The organism is Nocardia xishanensis NBRC 101358, from assembly GCF_001613365.1.
In the GTDB taxonomy this organism is placed as follows: Bacteria; Actinomycetota; Actinomycetes; order Mycobacteriales; family Mycobacteriaceae; genus Nocardia; species Nocardia xishanensis.
In genome coordinates this window covers 36,285-56,931 of record NZ_BDCF01000026.1, presented here as the reverse complement: position 1 = coordinate 56,931, position 20,647 = coordinate 36,285, and the positions used below count along the sequence as shown (strand labels likewise).

The window sequence follows — 20,647 nt, the reverse complement described above, 5'->3', positions numbered from 1 at the left end:
AGCGGAGAGATGACGGCGACCGCGCATGCGCTGGCCGCGCACGCCAGATGCGTTGCGGGACTTGTCGAGGCGGCTCAGCTGCGCAATGTCTGCGGACGACACCACCCGTAGCCTTCCGGGAGTCCGTCGGGATAGTGGAGGCCATCACCCGCTCTGCCGAGGCCGGTTTCTCGGACCAGCGTGTCAATGTGCTCGCCGCCCCGGCGCCAGTGCTGTCTGGGAGGTGCGGGCCGACTCTGAGTCAGGCCATGGCCGCCAACCTGACCGTCGCGCCCGGCAGAAACGCTGAACGCTCTGTCTTGGCGGGTCTCGAGCAGGCGTTCGCGATCGAGCGCTCGGGGACAGCTTCAGTTGTTCACATCTGACGCCTGTCGAGAGGGATTCCGCGGCAAGCGCCCGTCGGCTTCTCCGGAAGTAGGAACGATGATCGATAAAGGCTGCCCAGCATCGAGCGGGCAGCCTTTATCACAACGAGGTCGACCGTCTATGGCGCTCAGAGAAATCCGAACAGCTGGCCGGCGACCCGGCGCATCTGGACCTCTTCGGCGCCTTCGGTGATGCGGTAGCGGCGGTGATGGCGGTAGATGTGCTCGAACGGTTCGTGTCGCGAGTAGCCGATGCCGCCAAGCACCTGCATCGCGCGATCGGCGGCCTCGCAGACGAGCCTGTTACTCCGGTAGTTGCACATCGAAACCTTGTGGCCGACCGAGACTGCGGGCCGTCCCTCGGCTCGGCACTCGTCGAGGTCCGCGGCCGTCTGGCGGATCAGCGCCCGGCACATCTCGGCCTCGGTGTGCAGTTCCACCAAGGGCCACTGGATCGCCTGCCGAGTGGACAAGGGGCGCCCGAAGGTATGCCGCTCCTTGGCGTAGGCGACCGCGCGGTCGATACAGTACTGCGCGGCTCCGAGACTGGAAGCGGCTTGCCGAATCCGGTTCTCGTGCAGGAAGGTCTGCGCGATGGTCAATGCCTCGCCCTCCGCGCCGAACACCGCCGACGCGGGCACGCGCACGTCCTGGAGCACGACTTCACCGTGGTCGGTGGGCATGTTGAGCGTCCACCAGTAGAACGGGACCTGAAAGCCCCGTGCGTGAGTGGGGACGAGGAAGGCTGTGATCCCTTTCGCCGAGCCGGGCTCGCCGGACGTCCTCGCGAAGATGAGAGCGTGGGTAGCCGTGTGGATTCCGGTATTCCACCGCTTGGCCCCGTTGATGACCCAGTCGTCCCCAACACGACGGGCGGTCGTCTCCAGCCACGTCGCGTCGCTGCCGTGCTCCGGCTCGGTCAGCCCGAACGTCAGGCCCTTGCCGCCGGTGATCAGACCTTCCACGAGCTCCTCGCGCTGCGCCTCCGTGCCGAAGAGGTGGATCAGGTGTGCGAAGACGAGGTTGCCCACGACCGAGTGTTCGTTCTGGAGGTCATTGTGTAGTCCAAGCCCCCGATGGGCGAGATGTTCTCGGATAGCGGCCATGGCCGTATCGGAGCCGTCGTTGCCGCCCAGATCCTTCGGCAGCGAATAGCGGTAGAAACCGGCCGCGTCTGCCCTCCTACGGACTTCGTCGAGGAGTTCCTCCCACTCGTGCCGGGGCAGGCCGTCGTTCTCGAAGTCCGTGCGAGCCCACTCCCTGCGGTGGTCGAAGAAGCGGCGGTTGTCGTCCTGCTCCTCCAACGGAGCGATCTCGGCGTCGATGAACGCGTCGAGCCGATGCAGCAGGTCGGTCACGTCCGGTGGCAATGCATTGCTCATGCCTGCCACCCGGCTGCGCGTCGTCCGGCCGAGGTGGCCGTGGGATCAGTGATCATCAGTCGTCCTTTTCTCGATGTGGGTGTGTGATGGGTTGCGAAGCGAGGGGCGGCCCCAGAACGCCCTCGCCGATGGCCCGTGGAAGGTCGAGACCGCCGCGGCCTGCCGCTCGGCGTCGTACGCCCGAGATCCATCGAGCCAGTTGCTGTAGCAGCGTTTGCGCGGCTCCCGGCTTGGTGATCCGCAGCGCGTACCCGAAGCAGGCCGTGTGGCGCTGTGTCGCGCATCCTGTCGTCGATCGACTCGATGGAACGAGCGTTCAACACAATGTATGACTCCTCACCTGGACTGTCAATCAACGGTTGAACAATTGGTCAAGGAAGCTATGGTGTGTTCATGGTTGGATTCGAAGTAGAGGGACGGACGGCCGACTCGCCGTCCATCAGATTCGTCGGGCGGGCAGCGCTCGCGGATTCGTGGCGCAAGAATTCGAGGTGCCCTCGATGACGGCGGGCGCGAACGCTCTGGCCGACTCGCTCGAGCGTGTGGTCGGCGCCCAGATCGCTGGTCTGCGCCGGCTTTCGGCCGGGGCCAGCCGCGAGACGTGGGCGATGGATGCCGAGGGCCGCGGGCTGATACTGCGCCGCGACCCGCCTGCGGCTCCGGACGCTGCGGGGATGGCGCGAGAGGCCGACTGCTTCCGCGCGTGTGCGCGTGCGGGCGTACCCGTCCCGGCCTTGGTGGCCCATGGCGACGGTACGGACGGTGTGGGCAGCCCGTACCTGCTCATGGAACGGCTCGACGGCGAGACCATTCCGCACCGGCTGCTCAGGGAAGACCGCTGGGCCACGGTCAGGCCGAAGCTGGTCCACCAGTTCGGCGAGATTCTCGGACGCATCCATGCGATCGCTCCAGCGGAGGTGCCCAGGCTCGAGGAGGATGGTGACCCGCTCACCCGTCTGCGCGAGAGCCACGCAGTCTTCGGCGAGGACCGGCCTGCGATGGAACTGATCTTCCGCCGGTTGGAACGGACGCGTCCGGAGCCGGTCCCGCCCACTCTGGTGCACGGCGACTTCCGCAACGGCAACCTGCTCATCGACGACGGCGGGGTGCGGGCCGTGCTCGACTGGGAGCTTGCCCATATCGGCGATCCGCGCGAGGACCTCGGTTGGTTGTGTGCGCGTGCCTGGAGGTTCGGCGAAAGACCAGAGGTCGGCGGCTTCGGGTCCTTCGAGGACCTGCTCGCGAGCTATGGACGGGCCACGGGGGCCTACCCCGATCCGGAAGCGGTGCGATGGTGGGAGGCCTACGCCTGCGCCCGTTGGGCTGTGCTCTGTCGAATTCAGGCCGAACGGCACCTCGGCGGGACCGAGCAGTCCGTGGAGCTGGCCGTCCTGGGCAGGCGGATCGCGGAGGCCGAGCACGACGCCCTGCTCGCCCTCGGCCTCACCGGTGCCGAGGTGATCGCGGACCCCCTCCGCGAGCACGCTCCCGTCGAGCAACCCGATATGTACGACCGCCCGACCATCGACGAACTGTTGAACGCCGTCACGGGGTTCCTACGGGAGGAATTGACGACCGAGGACCCGCGCAGCGCCTATCTCGCCAAGGTCTCCGCGAACGCGCTTACCATCGTCCGCCGGGAGATGCGGCTCGGGCGGGAGGAGCGGGCCGCGCACCGCACCCGGCTGGCTGCCATTGGCTGTGCGGACGACGGTGAGTTGGCCGCTCGCATTCGTAACGGCACGGTGCCGGACGACGACCCCGATATCGTTGCGGTCGTGCGGAGTTCGATCACCGCGCAGGTGGTCGTCGCGAATCCGCGCTACCTCGCGCCTGCCCGCAGTACGTGACGCCCGCTCGTTGTGCCCCTCCGGCTCGCGCCGACGCGACGACCTCTATGAACGCCCAGATCGCGGAGGTCGTGGCGACCCGGTCGCCGTGCTCGGCACTCGAGATTCTGCCTCAGCGGCAAGGGGTCTGCGCCGGGCTCATCGGTGATAACGCACGGCGTCGAGCGCGATCTCCTGGTGTCGTCGGATGATCTCGTCCGGGCCGAGTGGCCCGCCCGGTCGATACCAGGCAGCGACGGAGGTGCAGGCAGCGGTGACGAACCGGGCGGCGTCCTCGGCGTGTGGGGCGGCGAACACCCCGCGGCGCACGCCGTCTCGCACGACCCGATCGAAGATCCGCTGCTGGACGTCCCGCTTGGCCACCACGACCCGTCGCCACCCCGGCTCTAGCGCACGCAGCTCGCTGTTGCCCAAGAAGCTTTCTCGCTGCGCCTCCAAGTGCACCCGCACGTGCGCCTCGACAATCGCCCTGAGCCGGTCGGCCGGATCGTCTCCGGCGAGGTCGAGCGCCTGTTCGGTCGCCGCGATGAGCATGTCGAGCCCCCGGTCGAGCAGGGTTGCGAGCAGCACCTGCTTCGAGCCGAAATGGTGGTAGAGGATCGCCGGGCTGGTGCCGGCGGCTGCGGCGATGTCCCGCACGGAAGTGCCGTGGTAGCCGTGCGTCCCCATCACCTCGACGGCGGCGGTGATCAGCGCGGCGGCGGTCGGCTCATCGCCCGGCAGCGTGAGGGTGGTGGAAGGCAGCCCGGAGCCGGGGCGCGACTTCTCGGCGTTGACCATGCTGTCACCCTAAGCGATCTGAACGATCGTTCGAAGGTGGGGCGCGGTGCACTGCAGGCCGCCTTGGAATGCGTTGAAACCTCGTTCGATGACGAGATGGGTGCAGGCGTCTGATGCGTGCGGGAACTGCTGGCCGAACTGCCCGGCGGGCGGTGCGAACGTCGCCATGGCCGCGATCCGCGAGCGCCTCGCCCGCCGCGTCACAGAAGTTCTGGCAGGCGCCCTCGATGAAGGAACAAGGGTGAGCGCATCGTGCCCCGGCGAAGTGGGTCGTCAGGTCGATCGGCGACCTGCAAGCCCTCGCCGGGCTGACCAACAAGGTAAGGGGACCGGACCGGACCTATGGTTGACGAGCAGACCGTGTACGGGATACCGTCATACAAAGTGATCCGGGGCGCAGGGTGACCCGTCGGAAAGAGAGGCAAGGCGTGACTGATCTCAACGATGCGGTCGTCGTGGTCACTGGCGGTGCCACGGGAATCGGACTGGCGCTCGTCCGCGAGGCGGTGCGGCGTGGCGCCCGGGTGATGATCGTGGATGTCGACGACGCAAGCGAGACGGTCGCGACGCTGCGTCGTGAGGGCGCCACCGTGGAGTCGACGATCGCGAATGTGGCCGATGTGGCCGACGTCCGGCGGGCAGCGGCCGAGACCATCGAGCGTTTCGGTGGCGTCGATGTCGTGTGCAACAACGCGGGCACAGCGGCGTTCGGCATGTTGCAGGACGTGCAGCCGGAGGACGCGAGCCGCGTTCTGCGGGTCAACGTGGAGGGCGCCTATCACGTGATCCATGTCTTCGCTCCGGCGCTCCTGGAGTCTGCCGCCGTGGGCCGCCCCGCCTATCTGCTGAACACGGGATCGGAGCATTCACTGGGAGTGCCGCCGTTTGTCGAGCCGATCAGCATCTACACAGTGAGCAAGTACGCCGTCCTCGGGTTGACGATGACCGCGCACCGCGATCTGGGTCCGGCGGGGATCGGTGTGTCGATGCTGGCTCCGGGCTGGACCCTCACCGAGAACGTACGAGGCTTGATCGAGGCGAATCCTGAATCAGCGGCGGCAATCATGCCGTATGCGCAAGAGCCCGCGGAGGTCGCCACGCGGGCCTTCGACGGTCTGCTGGCGGGGACCAGGGTCATCGCCACCAATCCCCATAGTCGAGCGTTCGCGATGGAACACGCACGCAATCTGATGATCGACATCCAGCAGCTTCCCGTCGTCGACGCCCCGGAAGATCACCTCCATGACGGCTCGGGCGATGTGAGCGCTTGCCCGGTCGCCGGTGGGCGTTAGTCGCTGACGGAGGCGGCCGGTCTCTCCAGGTCGCTGCCGTGAATCAACAAGGAATCGTGAGGAACAGGTAATGGGTCGTGTGGTTTTCGTCCAGCCGGACGGGTCGAAGCAGGAGGTCGAGGCGGTCGACGGGCAGTCGGTGATGCAGGTGGCGCGAGCGAATCTGGTGCCTGGCATCGTGGCCGAGTGCGGGGGTGAGTTGTCTTGTGCGACTTGTCATGTGTTCATCGGTGGGCAGTGGGCTGGGTTGTTGCCGGGCCCGTCGGACGAGGAGGTGGACATGCTCGAGGTGGCTGCGGAGGAGCCGACGGAGTCGAGCAGGCTTTCTTGTCAGGTTCGGTTCGAGGTTGCTCTGGACGGGATGGTCGTCACCATCCCCGAGACCCAGTAGTCGAGCGGTCCGATTGCGAGGTGGCGGAGCACGTCGTCGCAACCGCGACCTGACCGAGCACAGGCTTGACAGGATCAAGGAAGGATTCTCAATGGATTTTGAACCGAGCGAGCGCGCGCGGGGCTATCTCGAGCGCGTCGATGCCTTCATCGACGGCCGGGTCGCCCCCGCGGAGGCGCGTTTCGAACAGCAGCGGCGCGAGCTCGCCGCCGCGGGAACCCCGCACGCGGTGCCGGGCGTTCTCGAGGAGCTCAAGGCCGAGGCCCGCGCGCGGGGGCTGTGGAATCTGTTCCTCCCGCACTCGACGGATCCCGCGCACGGACTGTCGGTGCTCGACTACGCGCCGCTCGCCGAGCGGGCGGGCTGGTATCCGCAACTCGCCCCCGAGGCGATGAACTGCTCCGCGCCCGACACCGGCAACATGGAGCTGCTCGACCTCTTCGCGACCGATGCCCAGCGTGAGCGCTGGCTGGATCCGCTGCTGCGAGGCGAAATCCGCAGCGCCTTCGCCATGACCGAGCCGGACGTCGCGAGCAGCGACGCGAGCAATATCGGTACCAGCGTGCGGATCGAGGGCGACGAGGTCGTCGTCAACGGACGCAAGTGGTGGACCACCGGGGCGCTGGATCCGCGCACCGCGTTCTACATCGTGATGGGCGTCAGCGACCCCGAGGCCGATCGGTCGAGGCGGCACTCGTTCGTGATCGTTCCCGCCGATGCCCCCGGTGTGACGGTGGTCCGCGATCTCAGCTACTACGGATACACCGACCAGAACGGTCACGGAGAAGTCCGCTTCGCCGACGTACGGGTCCCCCTCGCGAACCTGATCGGCGAGCCGGGAGCCGGATTCGCCATGGCGCAGGCACGACTCGGGCCGGGGCGTATCCACCACTGCATGCGGGCGATCGGCATGGCCGAGCGTGGAATCTCTCTGATGAAGGAGCGGGCGGGGGAGCGGGTCACATTCGGCCGCCCCCTCGCGAGCCAGGGGGTGGTCGGCGAGTGGATCGCCAACGCGCGCATCACCGTCGAACAGCTGCGGCTGCTGGTCTTGAAGACGGCGTGGTTGATCGACCGGCACGGAGCGAGCGCGGCCCGCACGGAGATCTCGGCGATCAAGGTGGCTGTCCCGCGTGGGGTGTGCCGCATCCTGGACGACGCCGTGCAACTCTACGGCGGCGCCGGGGTGAGCGGTGACACTCCGCTGGCGCTGCTCTGGGCGACGGCGCGTGCCATGCGAATCGCGGATGGACCCGACGAGGTGCACCTCCGGTCGATCGCCCGGTCCGAGCTGGCCAGCGCATGAGTGCGCACCCTTCGCGGTCGGCCATCCCCGAGGCGGTCGGCCTGGATCTGCAAGCCGTCGAGCGGTGGTTCGGTGCCGCGGTGCCGGACACGAGGCCACCGCTGTCGTTCCACGTGCTGGCGGGCGGATATTCGAACCTCACGTATCGGGTCGCCGATCAGCGCGGCCGATCGTGGGTGCTGCGCCGCCCGCCCGCCGGACCGCTGCGTCCCGGTGCGCACAGCATGGAGCGCGAGTGGCGCATTCTCACAGCCCTGCAAACGAGCGCCGTTCCGGTGCCGCCGACGGCCGCGTTCTGCGCTGATCCGGGGGTGACCGGGGCCGAGTTCTACGTCATGGACCACGTTGAGGGGATCGTGATCGACAGCGCGGAGAGCGCGGCGGCCCTCACCCCGCACGCGCGGCGCCGCCTTTCCGACGACATCGTCGCGACGCTGGTGCGACTGCATCAGGTCGATCCCGGCGTTGTCGGTCGGCGGCCCGGTACGCAGACCGACTCTTACGTCACCAAGCAACTCGGACTGTGGCTGCGCCAGATCGACGGTGCGGGCGGCCCACGCACTCGAGAGATCGTCGACGTCCACAAGATCCTCAGCGAGCGCAGGCCACCGCAGAGATGGACAGGGCTGACCCACGGCGACTTCCGCTTGGGCAACATGCTGGTGACGGCGGAAGGGAAGATCGCGGCGGTCCTCGACTGGGAGCTCTGGACGGTCGGCGATCCGCTCGCCGACCTCGGGTGGCTTGCCGCCTGGTGGATCCTCGACACCGACGACGGCTGGTCGCCGGACCGCGCCGACGGATTCCCCACCGCCGCGGAGCTCGCCGCCGACTACCAGCGACTGACCGGCCACGACACGTCCGATATCCCGTACTACATCGCGTTCGCGCTGTGGCGGCTCGCGTGCATCAGCGAGGGCGTATATCAGCGCTACGCGGCGGGAATGATGGGGCGCCCGCCGACCCCGCTCGACGTGCTCGCCGCCCGACCTCGCGAGCTGGCCGCCGCTGCGCGAGAGGCGCTTCTTTGACGGCAGTTTCAGAACAGACGCTTCGACTACGAAGCGCGTGAGTTGAACAATCGATCGGAGATTTCCTATGTCAGAAGCCGTCATCGTCGACGCCGTTCGAACCGCTGTCGGACGCGGCAAGCCGGGCGGAGCGCTCTCTGCCCTCCATCCCGCCGAGTTGCTCGGCAGCACACTGCGAACACTGGCGGATCGCAACCAGCTCGATCCGGCTCTCGTCGACGACGTCTTCGCCGGCTGCGTTTCGCAGGTGGGGGATCAGAGTTACAACGTCGCGCGTACTGCCCTGTTGACGGCGGGGTTCCCCGAGGCCGTCCCGGCCACCACGATCGACAGGCAATGTGGTTCGAGTCAGCAAGCCGCGCATTTCGCCGCCCAGTCGATCATGGCGGGAGTGAACGACATTGTCATCGCCTGCGGCGTGGAGTCTATGAGCAGAGTGCCGATGGGGGCCTCCGCGGTCGGCGGCGATCCTTTCGCCCCACTGTCGCAACGGTATTCGGATGGCATGGCGAATCAGGGCGTCGGTGCGGAGCTCATCGCGAGCCGTTGGAAGCTGTCGCGAAGCGAGCTCGACGAGTATGCCGCGGCCTCGCATCGACGGGCGGCCGAGGCGCAGGCCGCCGGCGCGTTCGACGCGGAGATCATCCCGGTGGCCGTGCCCGGCTCCGACGGAGACTCAGTGGTTCACGACTTGGACGAGACGGTCCGGCCGAACACTACTGTCGAGGGTCTCGCCGGCCTGAACCCGTCGTTCTACACGCCTCAGTTCGCGCAGCGCTTCCCCGAGATCGAATGGTCGATCACACCGGGGAACTCCTCGCCGCTGACGGACGGGGCATCCGCTGTGCTCATCATGAGCCGCGAGCGCGCCGAACGGCTGGGTCTGCGCCCACGTGCGCGATTCCACTCCTTCGCCGTGGTCGGCAGCGACCCGCTGTTGATGCTTACCGGTCCCATCCCGGCGACACAGCGAATTCTGCAGCGGACCGGGCTCGGCATCGACGAGATCGACGCGTTCGAGGTCAACGAAGCCTTTGCTTCGGTTCCCCTGGCGTGGGCGCGTGAGGTCGGAGCGGACCTGGCGAAGGTCAATCCGCGGGGCGGGGCGATCGCGCTCGGACATCCGCTCGGCGGATCCGGGACCAAACTGCTCGCGACAATGCTCAATCACCTCGAGCAGACCGGCGGCCGATACGGACTGCAGACGATGTGCGAAGGCGGCGGCATGGCCAACGCCACGCTCATCGAGCGCATTTGATACGTCGAAGCCGATCAGCGATCGCCGGTGTAGGCGCGTCCGATTTCCGCTATTGATGCGGCGGAGGGAGGCGCTTCTCCGGCGGCCTGCATGATCGCGAGGACTGGCGTGGTGACGCCTGCGTCGGCGTAATCTCTGATGCGAGTGCTGATTTGATCGGGCGTGCCGTAAAGGAACAGCTCGTCTACGAGCTCGTCGGGTATCGCGGCCAGCGCGGCCGAGCGGTCACCGGCCTGCCATGCCTGCCACATCGGCTCCAACTGTTCGCCCCGGCCGAGCCAGCGGTGAAATTCCGCGTAAACCGGCACGTTCAGGTAGGCCGCGATCGCCCGCCGGGCGGTCGCGCGCACCGCGGTCAGGTCTCGGCTGGGAACGACGAACAGCCGTGCCACGATGTCGGCTTGCGGATTGGCCTCGAGAACGTAGGGCGTCACCCGGTGGACGTCGGTGGGAGACAGCCAGTTGACGATCGCTCCGTCACCGACGGTCCCCGCCAAACGGAGCATGCCCGGCCGCAGCGCGGCGATCATGATCTTGGGTTGCCGCTGTGGGGCCCGGTCGAGCCGAAACCCGTTGATGCTGAAGCTGGCACACGCCATGTCGATCCGTTCGCCGGACAGGGCCCGGCGTACGAAGGTCGCTACATCGCGCACCCGCTGATAGGGCGCGCGGAAACTCAGACCGTTCCACTTCTCCACGATCACATCGGAACTGGTGCCGATGCCCAGTACCACCTCGCCCTCCGCGACGTCGGCCAAGGCCGCGGCCGACATCGCCATCAGTGCGGGACTGCGGGTGTACGCGGGAACGATCGCCGTGCCGAGCCGGAACGAGGGATGGCTGACCGCTGCGGCCACCAGCGGGGTGAACGCGTCGGCGCCCGATGCCTCCGCCGACCACAGATCGGTGAAGCCGCTCGCTTCGATGCTGTCGAGGTGCTCACGTTGCCGTGCGAGCGGTGTATCGCCGAACGGAATTGTCAGGCCGAGTCGGCTCATGAGGTCCTCTTTCCCGTTTCATCCGGTCGCACCAAGGCGACCGGAGCTGCTGAACACTCATTCAACCTAGCAGGCCGCGATACTGCGATAGCGGGGTACGAACTGGTTCTTCGATAGCGAGTCGAGAGCATCTGGCGATGTTATTCTGGAAAACGGTCGTTCAGAGGGGGAAATCCTGATCGGCTATCGGTGATTCGATTCGCCTTCCGAATAGTTCAATCGTCGACGTCCAGTGGGATACGCTGGTCGTTAACCAAGTGTTGACGCGTGCTCCCGGTCGTGGGGACGCGGTGTCGGATGGTGTGCTGCTGATGGCCGAGGATGACCCATTCCGGACGGCGCGTGACGTGTCCGAGCCGGTCATCGCGGAGTTGCGCGAGGCCGGGTTCGCCGATGCCGAGGAGATCGGCCGAGGTGGTTTCGGTGTGGTGTATCGGTGCACCCAGGTGGGGCTGGACCGGACTGTAGCGGTCAAAGTCCTGACCGCCGAGCTGGACACAGAGAATCGGGCACGGTTTTTTCGGGAACAGCAAGCGATGGCTCGTCTGACCGGGCATCCGAACATCGTCACCATGCTGCAGGCGGGTGCGACCGTGAGCGGGCGCCCGTTTCTGGTCATGCCGTATCACCAGTTGGACTCCTTGGACGCCCGGATCCGCGGACAGGGTCCGCTGCCGGTGGAGGCCGTGTTGTGGATCGGGGTGAAGATCGCCGGGGCCCTGGAGAGCGCACATCGCCTCGATATGGTGCATCGGGATGTCAAGCCGGGAAACATTCTGCTGACCGATTACGGCGAGCCGGCGTTGACCGATTTCGGTATCGCGCGCATCGCCGGGGGATTCCAAACGGAAGCGGGCACTTTGACCGGGTCGCCTGCGTTCACCGCTCCGGAGGTGCTCGAGGGCGATACTCCGGGCCCGGCTGCGGATGTCTACGGGTTGGGTGCCACCCTGTTCTGCGCGTTGACCGGGCACGCGGCGTTCGAGCGGCGCAGCGGGGAGAACGTGGTGACCCAGTTCCTGCGGATCACCACACAGCCGACGCCGGACCTGCGTGAGAGCGGCATCGCCGAGGACGTATCGGCGCTGGTGGCCACAGCGATGAGCCGCGATCCGCGCGATCGGCCCTCGGCGGCGGCGCTGGGAGAGATGATCCGACAGGCGCAGCGCCGGCATGGATTCGCGGTCGATGAGATGGCGCTGCAGGCCGAACCGGGCCCGCTGCGCCGAGATGGGAAGCCGCCCGCGCGGGGCTGGCGCGCGCCTGCCGCGCCGTTCGCGGGTCGCCGTGGCGGTAATACTCTGCCGCTCGAGTTGACCAGTTTCGTTGGCCGTCGCGCTGAGTTGGCAGAGCTGAAGAATCTGCTGGCCTCGACCCGGCTTGTGACGCTGACGGGGATCGGCGGGGTCGGCAAGACGCGCTTGGCGCTGCGTGCCGCGTCCGCCGTGCGCGGGGAGTTCGCCGACGGGGTGTGGTTGGTCGAGTTGGCCGACGTGTCCGATCCCTCGCTGCTGATCGCGGTGGTGGCGGCCGCCCTGGGGTTGCGCGACGAGTCGACGCGGCCGCTGCCAGAGTTGGTGTCCGAGTTCCTGTCCGACCGGGAGCCGCTGTTGGTGCTGGACAACTGTGAGCAGGTAGTGGCGGCGGTGGCGGGTGTGGTCGAGACCTGGTTGCGGGATTGCGCCGGGCTGCGGGTCCTGGCCACCAGCCGCGAACCGCTGGATATCGCAGGGGAGACGGTCTTTCGGGTGCCGCCGCTGACGGTGCCGGATCCGGAGCCGTCGTCGCGGGGACTGCCGAGCTATGACGCGGTGACTTTGTTCGCCGACCGGGCGACCGCTGTCGTGCCGGGTTTCGAACTCTCCGACGACAACAAGGCCGCCATCGCCCGCATCTGCGCCCGGCTGGACGGATTACCGCTGGCGATCGAGCTGGCGGCGGCTCGGATGCGCGCGATGTCGTCGGAGCAGATCTTGCAGCGTCTCGACGACCGGTATGCGCTGCTGACCCGCGGCGGCCGTACCGCGCCCGCGCGGCAGCAGACGCTGCGGTGGTGTATCGACTGGAGCTACGGATTGTGCGACCCGGCTGAGCAGCGGCTGTGGGCCCGATTGTCGGTGTTCGCGGGCGGCTTCGAGCTCGATGCCGCCGAAGATGTCTGCGGTGCTGATCTGGCGCCGGAGGACCCGTTGGATGTGTTGTCCTCGCTGGTGGACAAGTCGATCTTGATCCGGAACGAGGCCAAGGGTGTGGTGCGGTTCCGGATGCTGGAGACGGTGCGGGAATACGGCAGGCAGAAGTTGCGGGAGGTCGGCGAATACGCCGATATGCGTAAGCGGCACCGCGACTGGTACCAGCGGTTGGCGCTGGACGCGGAAGCCGGATGGATCAGCGACCGGCAGCCATACTGGCTTGCCAGGCTCCAGAGGGAGCAAACGAACCTGCGCGACACGCTCGAATACTGCCTGGCCGAAGACAGCGAGCAGGCCGCCGAAGCCGGGCTACAGACCACCACCGCACTGTTCATGTTTTGGAATTTCCGAGGCATGTACGGCGAGGCTCGATCCTGGATTCGGCGAGTCCTCGACCATCCTGCGCGACAACCAGTGCCCGATCGTGTCAAAGCACTGTATGTGGGCTGCGTCCTGGCGGCGATGCAGGGTGACTTGCAGGAGGCCGATACCTTGGCGGAGCAGGCCCGCGTGCTGGCCGAGCAGGCTCCCACCCCGATGGCTCAGGCGTTGATCGCTTACTGCGACGGCGCCTTGCAGTTCTACTGGGGTGGGCTTGCCAAGGCTTCCGCCTGTTTCGAACGAGCCGCCGAAGGATTCAGTTCCAATCCACGAGGATATCTTTACGTTGCTGCTCTGACCGTGCTCGGTTGGGTGCACGAAATGTCCGGCGACACGAAACGGGCGATGGAGTATCACCAGCAAGTCCTCTCCATCACCGAGGCGTGCGGCGAGTCGCTCTTCCGGTCTTCCGCATTGCGGGACATCGGCATTGGCGCTTGGCGGCAAGGTGAGCGGCCCCGGGCGATCGAGCTGGTCGAGAACGCGCTGCGTCTGAACCGGCGAATGGGAAGCCCGGTCAATGCGGCGATGAGCCTCGAGGCGCTGGCTTGGATGGTCGTCGACGGCGGTGACGCCGAGCGCGCGGCGGTTCTGCTGGGTGCCGCGCAAGGACTATGGCGGTCGGTGGGTAACCCCGCGAGCATCGTCCCAATGCCGCGGTATCACGACGAATGTGAACGGCTGGCGCGATCTGCCCTCGGGGCACATCGATTCGATTCGGCCTTCCGGCGCGGTCAGGAAATGAGCATGGACGAAGCCGTGTCGTACGCACTCGGCGAGCAACCTGCCGACACCAGGCTTTCGGAAGACACCGAGCGATAAAGCAGCCGACCGTGCTGATCCTGTTCGTGTCCGCCATTTGAGGCTTACGGGCGCGGCGGCGCCGCGTCGGCCAGTATCTATGGTCGGCAGCACCCGAATTCGCCTCGACACGCACCCACGCCGCAGCGTCGTAGCCGCGACACAGCGGTCTTGTCATGCCGCGGTAGCAGCGGCCTCGATTCTGATCGCGCAGGGCCGCGAGCCGCGCGGAGGGCAAAGATTCTCGGGGACTGACCCTAGACTGTGTCGTCGTGGGTGCATCTGATCAGTCGACTAGCAGCGGTCCGCGACGTCCGGGCCGGCCGCGGGGGAGTGTTGCCAGCAATACCGAGGCGACGCGCGAACGGATTCTCGACGTGGCGATCGAGCTCTTCTCCACGGTGGGCTACCACGCCGCGAGTGTCGCGGAGATCGGGAACCGGACAGACCTGCAGGCAGGCGCACTGTATTACCACATCAAGTCCAAGGAAGAACTCCTGTGGGAGATCCTGCGCCGCTATACCGAAATCGCGCTGGCCGGCGCGCAACGCGTAGTTGCGATGGACGCCGATCCGGTCGAGAAACTTGGGAAGCTCATCGACGTTCATGTCGGCATCATCGCCCGGCATCGGCGCGAAGTGCTCATCCAGCTACGAGACGCGGAAGCGCTCAGCGCGGAGCACATGCGGCAGCTGCAGGCACTGCGGCAAGAAGTGCAGGACTGCTGGGAAGGCGTGCTGGAAGACGGCTATCGCGCAGGCGCGTTGACCCGCGCCAATCGCATCGTGGCCAATGGCCTACTGGGAATGGTGAATTCGTTGCCGCAGTGGTACCGGCCTCGACGCGGCCAAAGTATCGATGAAATCGCGCGCGAGTTCCGGGCAATGGTCATCGACGGTCTGGCGCGCTAGGGTGCGTCCTCAAAGTTGTTGTGGCTGATCTGCTTTGTGGCCGGTGAGGGTCTGCTTTGATGTCGCGTTGTGGTGCGTAGGCATGAGTTGACCGACGAGCAATGGCAGGTCGTGGCGGCGTTGCTGCCGGTGTCGGGGGCCAAGGGCCGCCCGCGGGTCGATGACCGGCGGGTGGTCAACGGCATGTTGTACAAGGCCAAGACCGGGATCGCGTGGCGGGATCTGCCCGAGCGGTATGGGCCGTGGAAGACCGTCTACAACCGGTTCTGGCGCTGGTCACGCAACGGCACCCTCACTGTGCTGGTCGGGCGGGTGCGGGTAATCGCCGAGGCGGTTGCCGAACTCGACCGGGAGGTGTCGGTGGATTCCTCGATCGTGCGTGCGCATCAGCACGCCGCCGGCGCCCGCCGCGGCCGGGTGATTCACACCGGCGGAGGCCGGGTTCTACCCCGAGGTGGACGGCGAGCCCGCTGACCACGCGATCGGCCGTTCCCGTGGCGGGCCGAGCACGAAGATCCACCTGGCCCGCGACGGGCTCGGGCGGCCGTTGTCGATCGTGCTGACCGGCGGCAACGTCAACGACTGCACCATGTTCACCCGCGTGCTGGCCGGTATCCGAATGCCACGCCCTGGGCGCGGTCGGCCGTGGACGCGGCCGCGGCGGGTGCTGGCAGACAAGGGCTACTCCTCCAAGGCGATTCGGCAGTACCTGCGTCGGCGTGGAATCGCCGCCACGATCCCCGAACGAGTCGACCAACAACACAACCGCCGTCGCCGCGGCCCGGCTGGCGGCCCACCCACTTTCGACCCGACCGCTTACCGCCGCAATGTGGTCGAGCGTTGCTTCAACCGGCTCAAACAGTATCGAGCTATCGCCACCAGATACGACAAAACCGCACAGTCCTACCGAGGCATGCTCGACCTGGCCACCCTGCTCATGTGGCTTTGAGGACACTCCCTAGGGCGGCTCACGCGGCCACAGTGCCGAGTCGCCGATCGGATCGGCGAACCCCGGGGCAGGCCGCACGTGCGTCTAATTTAATAGAGTGTACACTCACTACAATTGATGGGTGCGAAACGGACCCGACCAGCCATCTTCAGGAGATCAAGCACATGAGCACTGACACCGTCCGGGCAGCTATCGTCACCGGCGCCGCACGTGGCATCGGCGCGGCCACCGCGAAGCGGTTGGCCGCCGAGGGGTTCGCCGTCGCCGTTCTCGATCTGGACGAATCGGCCTGCAAGACGGTTGTTTCCGATATCGAGGCGACAGGCGGTTCCGCACTTGCCATCGGAGCCGACGTCTCGGACGAAAGCAGTGTGGCATCGGCGGTGTCCCGGGTGGCCGACGAACTGGGCGCGCCGCTGGTGCTGGTGAACAATGCCGGGGTTATTCGAGACAATCTGCTGTTCAAGATGACCGCGAACGACTGGGACACGGTCATGAACGTGCACCTGCGCGGATCTTTCCTCATGAGCCGGGTCGCGCAGAAGTACATGACCGAGGCCAAATGGGGCCGGATCGTCAACCTGTCCAGTACCTCGGCACTGGGTAACCGAGGCCAGGCGAACTACTCCGCGGCGAAAGCCGGACTGCAGGGGTTCACCAAGACTCTCGCGCTCGAACTCGGCAAGTTCGGCATCACCGCGAACGCGATCGCGCCCGGATTCATCGAAACCGAGATGACCCAGGCGACGGCCGAGCGCATGGGCATGCCCTTCGAGCAGTTCCGTGAGGCTGTGGTGAAGGGGATCGCGGTCGGCCGCTCGGGCAGGCCCGAGGATATCGCGAGCGCGGTGGCCTTCCTGGCGGGAGATGGAGCGGGATTCATTTCGGGCCAGACACTGTACGTGTCCGGCGGTCCGGCGGTCTGAACGAACAGGAACGCGAAAGATGAAGATTTTCGACGGAATCGCCGAGTTCCAGCAGGCGGTCGGCAGCCATCTGGGCTACAGCGGCTGGTACGAAGTCACCCAGAAGCAGGTTGATCTGTTCGCCGACGCCACCGGTGACCACCAGTGGATCCACGTCGATCCGGAGGCGGCCGCGAAGGGGCCCTTCGGTGCGCCTATCGCGCACGGTTTCCTCACCTTGTCGCTGCTGCCGGTGCTCACCGAGCAGATCTGGCGTATCGACGGGCTGAAGATGGGAATCAACTACGGCTGCAACAAGATTCGCTTCCCTTCCGTGGTGAAGGTCGGTAATCGGGTGCGGGCGGGCGCCGAACTGACCGCCGCCGCTTCGACGCCTGCGGGCACCCAGGTCACGATCACGGCGACCGCCGAGATCGAAGGCGGCGCCAAGCCTGCCTGCGTGGCCGAATGGGTGCTGCTGCTGGTGGATTGACGGCATAGACCTTCCGCGGAGCACGAGCCGACATGGAGCCTCGGGCCATGAACTGCACCGAAATCGGATACGCCTTCGCCGGTTCGACGGCTATCGTTGCCGCGCGGCGTCCTGGCGAACTCGACGCGTCGATCCACAGAATCGCGCGCGAGTTCCCGCGCCGATTTCGGTGTGGCCGGCCCGGTGGGATCGAGCGGCCATGACGGAATCGATAGCCAAGAGGGTATGCCACCCTGCGGCGGAAACCATCGGACTCCGCGAGACGAGCGTTCACGAGTCCGATGGCATCGAGAACGGACATCGCTCCCGAGTCGGGCGAAGCGCTGTCCGCCACCACCTAGGTTCCGAAGAGGAGTTGCTGTTCGAGATCCTGCGTCGCCACGCCGATCCACGAGCCGCTCACATCGGTCGGATCGCCGACCGTGACGCATTTCCGGTCGGCACGGTGCTGAACTCGGTGACGTTCTGGCACGGCGACGGCTGCGACTACGGTCCCGACCAGATCTCCAACACCCTCACGGTCGCAGGATCGGAGGGGTTGATCAGCAACGAGGTGCGGTCGGATGGATCTCGCAAGCGTCGTCTCGATTACCGAATACTCACATCGATCATCGCCTTCGGATTGGCGATGATCTTCCTCGTTCTGGCCTTCATTGTGATGGCCCGTGCAGTCGCGCCAACCAGCGATCGGGGCCGCGGAGAGGTCGAGCTCGACAAACACGCCGCGCTCACCCCGACGCATTGATGGGCGTGCCGGTGCCGGATTTCTCGATGGGTTCGGGCTGAAACCGCAGTGGTACACAGAGACCGCGCAGGCGGCGACCGATTACGGTGCCGCGACCGAGATTCGCCAACCGCAGAGAGCCGATGACCGACCGCAAACGGACGTCCAGTCCCCGCCCCATGCGGGCAGATGCCGCGCGCAACCGTCGACGCATCCTCGAAGCGGCCGACGAACTGCTGGCGCAGTACGGCGAGCACGTGACGCTCGACGAGGTAGCCAAGGCCGCAGGAGTGGGCGTGGGCACGGCTTATCGGCATTTCGGCAACAAGCATGATCTCATCACCGAAATCCTCGAGCAGTACCTCGGGTGGATCGGCGAGATCGCTGAATCGGCTGCCCAGCGACGTGATCCGTGGTGCGGTTTGGTTCAAATGCTGGAGCAGACTTGCGAACTCGTCGCCAGCAACCGAGCCTTCATGGCAGCCATGACCGGATCGCGAGAGGGCTCAGCCGTTTTCGAGCGGCACGAGGCGATGATCAGCCGCCCGCTCGGCGAAATTCTCGAACGTGCACGGGTCGACAAGCTGGTGCGTCCGGAGATAGCGATAGGTGACATCTTCGGTGTCATCTCGATGGTGCATGGCGTGGCGGTCTTCACCCAACCAGTGGACCCGGACCACTGGCGGCGATACCTGAACTTGCTGCTGAACGGAATTCGATCGGATCGCGGCCGCGGTCTGCCTCTTCAACCGTCGGCGCTCAGCGTCGAACAGATAAGGCAGGCGCGGAAGATCGCGGTAGCGAGTCGTCGACGCTGATCGGACCTCGGGGTATCCACCGGGCGAGTTGCGCTGACCGTTGATCGACGTGTGCGCATATTCGCGCCGAATTCGGTTGCCCCGCCCTCGTATGCGAGGTCAGCGCCGACACGCCCGAGGCCACGATCGTGCCCGCCAGCAGCAGTCATCGACTCGGCGATGGCTCCGCGAGTCGATCGGTTCTTCAACTTTACTTCTGCAATCCTGCTCTCGGCACAGGAAACAGAAACTGCCGCCACCGCGGGGGTAACCGCGGTGGCGGCAGGCACGCCACGGAGGGGATTGCACGGCTGTGGCGCGGGCTCTTGGGGTGTGCCGCCACCGCGAGTCAGGGAGGTGTTCGCGGTGGCGGCACGGCGCGCCATTGACGGTTGTGGCGCGGGCTTGGAAAGGCGTTTCCTATAGCGCCTTGAGTTCTTCGGTGACTGTGCTGACGGATTTCTTGGCGTCGCCGAACAGCATGGAGGTGGTGTCGGCGTAGAACAGCGGGTTGTCGATGCCGGCGAAGCCGGAGTTCATCGACCGCTTGAGCACGATCACGGACTTGGCTTGGTCGACGTTGAGGACGGGCATGCCGTAGATGGGGCTGGAGGCGTCCTCGCGGGCGGCGGGGTTGGTGACGTCGTTGGCGCCGATGACCAGGGCGACATCGGTGCGGCCGAACTCGCCGTTGATGTCGTCCATTTCCTTCATCGCGTCGTAGGAGACTTCGGCCTCGGCGAGCAGCACGTTCATGTGTCCGGGCATGCGACCGGCGACGGGGTGGATGGCGTATTTGACCTCCACACCCTTCTTCTCGAGCAGCTCGGCCATTTCCTTGACCGCGTGCTGGGCCTGGGCGACGGCCATGCCGTAGCCGGGGACCACGATCACCTGGTTGGCGTAGGCCATCTGGATCGCGGCGTCCGCGGCGGAGGTGGCCTTGGCCTGCTTCTGCTCGCCACCACCGGCGCCGGGTGCGGTGCCGCCGCCACCGAATCCACCGGCGACGATGGCCGGGATGGAGCGGTTCATGGCCTTGGCCATCAGGTTGGTCAGGATGGTGCCGGACGCGCCGACGATCATGCCCGCCACGATCATCGCGGTGTTGTTCAACGCCAGACCGGCGGCCGCGGCGGACAGACCGGTGAGCGCGTTGAGCAGGGAGATGACGACGGGCATGTCCGCGCCACCGATGGGCAGCACCACCATCAGGCCGAGCACACCGGCCGCGAGCAGCAGCAGCACCATCCACCACCAGGGTGCGCCACCGTCGGCGGCGCCCAGGCCGATGACCACGGCCGCGGCGATCGCGACCACCAGCAGCAGCAGGTTCAGCGGCTGCTGCAGCTTGCCGATCCCGATCGGTTTGCCGGGCAGGATCTCCTGCAGCTTGCCGAACGCGATCAGCGAACCCCAGAACGACACCGAGCCGATGATCGCGGCGAACAGCGAGCCGACGATGATGTGCACGGTCGGTTCCTCACCGTGCTGGAAGTCCGAGAACCCGGTGGTGTCGAGGAATTCGGCCCACGCGATGAGCGCGACCGTGCCACCGCCGACACCGTTGAACGCGGCCACCAGCTGCGGCATCGCGGTCATCTTGGTGAACCGGGCCGGTGGCACACCGAGCGCGACACCGACTACCAGGCCCGCGACGATGATGATCCAGTTGCTGGTGTCGCGCACCGCGATCAGGGTCGCGACCACCGCGATGCCCATACCGACCGCGGCGATCCAGTTGCCGCGCACCGCGGTCTTCGGACCCGTCAGGCCCATCAGACCGTAGATGAACAGCGAGAACGCGACGATGTAGAGGATGTTGACCAAGTTGTCCATGA

Annotated in this window: 16 protein-coding genes and 1 pseudogene; 13 read left to right on the top strand and 4 right to left on the bottom strand. The window is 66.5% G+C overall.

Annotation, left to right across the window (positions count from 1 at the left end; translation table 11 throughout):
* Positions 1-493: 493 nt before the first annotated feature.
* Positions 494-1,747, bottom strand: coding sequence for an acyl-CoA dehydrogenase family protein (locus tag NX1_RS21055; RefSeq protein WP_068062161.1), 1,254 nt, complete (start codon positions 1,745-1,747; stop codon positions 494-496).
* 500 nt (positions 1,748-2,247) lie between these two features.
* On the opposite strand from NX1_RS21055, the gene NX1_RS21050 reads away from it, so the two are divergent.
* A complete protein-coding gene (locus NX1_RS21050) occupies positions 2,248-3,597 on the top strand; it encodes a phosphotransferase family protein (protein ID WP_068062291.1) in 1,350 nt (449 codons plus the stop codon).
* A gap of 138 nt (positions 3,598-3,735) precedes the next feature.
* Here the strand turns inward: NX1_RS21050 and NX1_RS21045 are convergent, their stop codons facing one another.
* Entirely contained in the window at positions 3,736-4,377 is a 642-nt protein-coding gene (locus NX1_RS21045) for a TetR-type transcription factor C-terminal domain-containing protein (RefSeq protein WP_068062159.1), read from the bottom strand.
* A gap of 401 nt (positions 4,378-4,778) precedes the next feature.
* Here NX1_RS21045 and NX1_RS21035 point away from each other — a divergent pair, with 401 nt between their 5' ends.
* From NX1_RS21035 to NX1_RS21015, 5 genes are all read left to right on the top strand, one after another.
* Positions 4,779-5,669: an SDR family NAD(P)-dependent oxidoreductase gene (locus tag NX1_RS21035; RefSeq protein WP_169812261.1), complete on the top strand. Its 891-nt coding sequence runs from the start codon at positions 4,779-4,781 to the stop codon at positions 5,667-5,669.
* Positions 5,670-5,739: 70 nt separating this feature from the next.
* Positions 5,740-6,060 carry a 2Fe-2S iron-sulfur cluster-binding protein gene (locus NX1_RS21030; protein WP_068062150.1) on the top strand — a complete coding sequence of 107 codons (321 nt, stop codon included), beginning with the start codon at positions 5,740-5,742 and terminating at the stop codon, positions 6,058-6,060.
* A gap of 91 nt (positions 6,061-6,151) precedes the next feature.
* On the top strand, positions 6,152-7,366 hold the full coding sequence (locus NX1_RS21025) for an acyl-CoA dehydrogenase family protein (protein WP_068062149.1): 1,215 nt from the start codon (positions 6,152-6,154) through the stop codon (positions 7,364-7,366).
* Positions 7,363-8,397: a phosphotransferase family protein gene (locus tag NX1_RS21020; protein ID WP_068062148.1), complete on the top strand. Its 1,035-nt coding sequence runs from the start codon at positions 7,363-7,365 to the stop codon at positions 8,395-8,397. Before NX1_RS21025 ends, NX1_RS21020 begins: the two co-directional genes overlap by 4 nt.
* Before the next feature lie 67 nt (positions 8,398-8,464).
* Positions 8,465-9,655, top strand: coding sequence for a thiolase family protein (locus tag NX1_RS21015; protein ID WP_068062146.1), 1,191 nt, complete (start codon positions 8,465-8,467; stop codon positions 9,653-9,655).
* Between the two features lie 14 nt (positions 9,656-9,669).
* On the opposite strand, the gene NX1_RS21010 is transcribed toward NX1_RS21015, so the two are convergent.
* Positions 9,670-10,653, bottom strand: a complete 984-nt coding sequence (locus tag NX1_RS21010) for an LLM class F420-dependent oxidoreductase (protein ID WP_068062143.1) — start codon at positions 10,651-10,653, stop codon at positions 9,670-9,672.
* A gap of 311 nt (positions 10,654-10,964) precedes the next feature.
* Between NX1_RS21010 and NX1_RS38440 the strand changes: the two genes are divergently transcribed.
* The 7 genes and pseudogenes from NX1_RS38440 (at position 10,965) to NX1_RS20970 (ending at position 18,827) form a co-directional block, all read left to right on the top strand.
* A complete protein-coding gene (locus NX1_RS38440; RefSeq protein ID WP_084501636.1) occupies positions 10,965-14,048 on the top strand; it encodes a protein kinase domain-containing protein in 3,084 nt (1,027 codons plus the stop codon).
* A 356-nt stretch (positions 14,049-14,404) separates the two neighbouring features.
* Complete coding sequence (locus NX1_RS21000; RefSeq protein ID WP_245668608.1) at positions 14,405-14,938, top strand: TetR/AcrR family transcriptional regulator; 534 nt, start codon at positions 14,405-14,407, stop codon at positions 14,936-14,938.
* 72 nt (positions 14,939-15,010) lie between these two features.
* Positions 15,011-15,887: pseudogene (locus NX1_RS35535) on the top strand (IS5 family transposase).
* Between the two features lie 164 nt (positions 15,888-16,051).
* Positions 16,052-16,813, top strand: coding sequence for a 3-oxoacyl-ACP reductase FabG (gene fabG / locus NX1_RS20985; protein WP_068062128.1), 762 nt, complete (start codon positions 16,052-16,054; stop codon positions 16,811-16,813).
* Positions 16,814-16,832: 19 nt separating this feature from the next.
* Entirely contained in the window at positions 16,833-17,285 is a 453-nt protein-coding gene (locus NX1_RS20980) for a MaoC family dehydratase (protein WP_068062125.1), read from the top strand.
* Between the two features lie 355 nt (positions 17,286-17,640).
* Positions 17,641-18,030 carry a hypothetical protein gene (locus NX1_RS20975; RefSeq protein WP_068062122.1) on the top strand — a complete coding sequence of 130 codons (390 nt, stop codon included), beginning with the start codon at positions 17,641-17,643 and terminating at the stop codon, positions 18,028-18,030.
* A 122-nt stretch (positions 18,031-18,152) separates the two neighbouring features.
* Positions 18,153-18,827: a TetR/AcrR family transcriptional regulator gene (locus NX1_RS20970; protein WP_068062120.1), complete on the top strand. Its 675-nt coding sequence runs from the start codon at positions 18,153-18,155 to the stop codon at positions 18,825-18,827.
* Positions 18,828-19,226: 399 nt separating this feature from the next.
* Here the strand turns inward: NX1_RS20970 and NX1_RS20965 are convergent, their stop codons facing one another.
* Positions 19,227-20,645, bottom strand: coding sequence for an NAD(P)(+) transhydrogenase (Re/Si-specific) subunit beta (locus NX1_RS20965; protein WP_068062117.1), 1,419 nt, complete (start codon positions 20,643-20,645; stop codon positions 19,227-19,229).
* Positions 20,646-20,647: the final 2 nt, after the last annotated feature.

What these genes read in the sequence shown, in the direction of transcription:
- NX1_RS21055 (WP_068062161.1), bottom strand. Translation starts at nt 1,747, where the DNA reads ATGAGCAATGCATTGCCACCGGACGTGACCGACCTGCTGCATCGGCTC.
- NX1_RS21050 (WP_068062291.1), top strand. Translation starts at nt 2,248, where the DNA reads ATGACGGCGGGCGCGAACGCTCTGGCCGACTCGCTCGAGCGTGTGGTC.
- NX1_RS21045 (WP_068062159.1), bottom strand. Translation starts at nt 4,377, where the DNA reads ATGGTCAACGCCGAGAAGTCGCGCCCCGGCTCCGGGCTGCCTTCCACC.
- NX1_RS21030 (WP_068062150.1), top strand. Translation starts at nt 5,740, where the DNA reads ATGGGTCGTGTGGTTTTCGTCCAGCCGGACGGGTCGAAGCAGGAGGTC.
- NX1_RS21025 (WP_068062149.1), top strand. Translation starts at nt 6,152, where the DNA reads ATGGATTTTGAACCGAGCGAGCGCGCGCGGGGCTATCTCGAGCGCGTC.
- NX1_RS21020 (WP_068062148.1), top strand. Translation starts at nt 7,363, where the DNA reads ATGAGTGCGCACCCTTCGCGGTCGGCCATCCCCGAGGCGGTCGGCCTG.
- NX1_RS21015 (WP_068062146.1), top strand. Translation starts at nt 8,465, where the DNA reads ATGTCAGAAGCCGTCATCGTCGACGCCGTTCGAACCGCTGTCGGACGC.
- NX1_RS21010 (WP_068062143.1), bottom strand. Translation starts at nt 10,653, where the DNA reads ATGAGCCGACTCGGCCTGACAATTCCGTTCGGCGATACACCGCTCGCA.
- NX1_RS38440 (WP_084501636.1), top strand. Translation starts at nt 10,965, where the DNA reads ATGGCCGAGGATGACCCATTCCGGACGGCGCGTGACGTGTCCGAGCCG.
- fabG (WP_068062128.1), top strand. Translation starts at nt 16,052, where the DNA reads ATGAGCACTGACACCGTCCGGGCAGCTATCGTCACCGGCGCCGCACGT.
- NX1_RS20980 (WP_068062125.1), top strand. Translation starts at nt 16,833, where the DNA reads ATGAAGATTTTCGACGGAATCGCCGAGTTCCAGCAGGCGGTCGGCAGC.
- NX1_RS20970 (WP_068062120.1), top strand. Translation starts at nt 18,153, where the DNA reads ATGACCGACCGCAAACGGACGTCCAGTCCCCGCCCCATGCGGGCAGAT.
- NX1_RS20965 (WP_068062117.1), bottom strand. Translation starts at nt 20,645, where the DNA reads ATGGACAACTTGGTCAACATCCTCTACATCGTCGCGTTCTCGCTGTTC.